The organism is Streptomyces prunicolor NBRC 13075, assembly GCF_000367365.1.
Classification (GTDB): Bacteria; Actinomycetota; Actinomycetes; order Streptomycetales; family Streptomycetaceae; genus Streptomyces; species Streptomyces prunicolor.
This window is the reverse complement of sequence record NZ_BARF01000180.1, coordinates 1-2555: the sequence shown is the minus strand read 5'-3', so window position 1 is coordinate 2555 and position 2555 is coordinate 1. Positions and strand designations below refer to the sequence as shown.

Annotated in this window: 2 protein-coding genes; both read left to right on the top strand. The window is 70.4% G+C overall.

Features of this window, described 5'->3' with window-relative positions; all coding sequences use genetic code 11:
* Positions 1 to 1005: beta-ketoacyl reductase (locus tag SPR02S_RS58745; RefSeq protein WP_019065493.1), on the top strand; the 1005-nt coding region annotated here is incomplete at its 5' end.
* A gap of 53 nt (positions 1006 to 1058) precedes the next feature.
* On the top strand, positions 1059 to 2555 hold a 1497-nt coding region (locus SPR02S_RS54630; RefSeq protein WP_019065492.1), incomplete at its 3' end, for a type I polyketide synthase.

Below are 2555 nucleotides of genomic sequence, written 5' to 3'. Positions count from 1 at the left end.
ATGACGTCCGACCAGCTCGACCGGGTGATGCGGCCCAAGGTCGACGCGGCCTTGCTGCTCGACGAGTTGACGGCCGGCATGGAGCTGCGGTCGTTCGTGCTGTTCTCGTCGGTCGCCGCGCTCATCGGCAATCCCGGGCAGGGCAACTACGCGGCCGCCAACGCCGTGTTGGACGCTCTCGCGGCGCGGCGACGGGCACAGGGTCGCGCGGCGGTCTCGCTGGCATGGGGGCTGTGGGCCGTGGAGACCGGGATGACCGGCGAGCTCGGCAGCACCGACCTGACCCGGTTGAACAGGCTCGGACTACAGCCGCTGGCAACGGAGTTGGGGCTCGAACTGCTGGACGCGGCCCAGCGGGTGGACGCCGCGCTGGTCGCACCGGTCCAGCTGGACCTGGCCTCCATCCGGGCGCAGGCCAGGGAAGGAATGGCACCGCCCTTGCTGGCCGGGCTCGTACGGGTTCAGGCACGGCAGACCCGGGCGGCGAGTGCGGGCGGTTCGCTGGCGGCGCGGCTGGCCCAGGTCGGGCCGGAGGACTGGGAGCAGGTGACGTTGGATCTCGTAACTGCTCAGGTGGCGGCGGTACTTGGGCATGCGTCGGCGTCGTCGCTGGACCCGGGGCGGGCGTTCAAGGAACTGGGCTTCGACTCACTGTCCGCCGTGGAGTTGCGTAACCGGCTGAGCCAGGCGACCGGGCTCAAACTGCCGACCACATTGGTCTTCGACCATCCCACCGCGATCGCCGTCACCCGGTACATGATCCCGGTCGCCATGCCCGGAGCCGCGCCGAGCAGCAGCAGCCGCTCGTCGGAGGAGAACGAGATCCGGGAAGTACTGACATCGATTCCGATCGGCCGCCTACGGGCGACGGGGCTGCTCGACGCGCTCCTTGAACTGGTGAACAACGCCTCGGAGAACGGCTCTCCGACGGAGGACAGCGCCGCGTCGATCGACGACATGGACGCCGCGGCCCTGATCCGGCTGACCGAAGAGACCGCAGTTTGACCACAAGCGTTGCAGCTGATCCCCGCTAGGCGTTCGAACCTGGAGGAACAAGCATGGCTGGCGACCGGAACGAACTCGTCGAGGCACTGAGGCGGTCGGTCAAGGAGGCCGAGCGACTTCGGCAGCAGAACCGGCGGCTCATGGCCCAGGCCACCGAGCCGTTGGCGATCGTGGGGATGAGTTGCCGGTACCCGGGTGGCGCGTCGTCGCCCGATCAGTTGTGGGATCTGGTGGCCTCGGGCCGGGACGCGATGACGGGCATGCCCGATGACCGCGGCTGGGACCTGGAACGGCTCTACGACCCGGACCCGGACAAGACCGGCACCTTCTACGCGCAGCGCGGCGGATTCGCGGACGGCGTGGGCGACTTCGACGCGGGCTTCTTCGGGATCAGCCCGCGTGAGGCGTTGGCGATGGACCCGCAGCAGCGGTTGCTGTTGGAGGGCGCGTGGGAGGCGTTGGAGGACGCGGGGATCGACCCGGGTTCACTGCGGGGCAGCGACACAGGCGTGTTCTGCGGCGTCGGCCTCAACGACTACCCGGGATCGGAGACCGCCAGCGGCGGCCGGTCCGACCTTGAGGGCTTCCGGCTGACCGGCGGAACATCCAGCGTGGTCTCCGGCCGGGTGGCGTACAGCCTGGGCCTGGAAGGCCCGGCGGTGTCGGTCGACACCGCGTGCTCGTCGTCCCTCGTGGCGATGCACCTGGCCGCGCAGGCACTGCGCTCCGGCGAGTGCTCGCTGGCCCTGGCCGGCGGTGTGACCGTACTGTCCGGGCCGTTCCTCCTCGTCGAGTTCTCCCGGCAGCGCGGCCTGGCCGCGGACGGCCGCTGCAAGTCGTACGCGGAGGGCGCAGACGGGACCGGTTTCTCCGACGGTGTCGGCCTGGTCGTGATGGAGCGCCTGTCGGACGCCCGACGTCGCGGCCACCGGGTGCTGGCCGTGATCCGGGGCAGCGCGGTGAACCAGGACGGCGCGTCCAACGGCCTGACCGCGCCGAGCGGTCCGTCACAGGAGCGCGTCATTCGTACGGCGCTGTCGGCGGCGGGGCTGCGCCCTGACGAAGTCGACGCGGTGGAGGGTCACGGCACGGGCACCCGTCTCGGCGACCCCATCGAGGCGCAGGCGTTGCTGGCGACGTACGGCCAAGACCGGGACGCCGAAAGGCCGCTGTGGCTGGGCTCCATCAAGTCGAACATCGGCCACTCCTCGATGGCTGCCGGTGTGGCCGGGGTCATCAAGATGGTGGAGGCGCTGCAACATGAGCAGCTGCCCGCAACCCTGCATGTGGACGCACCGTCCTCGCATGTGGACTGGGAGTCGGGCGCGGTCAAGCTGCTGACCGACGCTCAGCCGTGGCCGTCCGGGGAGCGCGTCCGCCGTGCGGGCGTCTCGTCCTTCGGGATCTCGGGCACCAACGCCCACGTGATCCTTGAGGAGGCTCCGGCGGAGACGCCGGTCGAGGCCGAGGGGAAGGCGGTTGAGGGTCCCGCGGCCGTAGCGGAGCGCGAAGTCCGCCCCGTTGTACCGGTGGTCGTGTCGGCGAGGGAT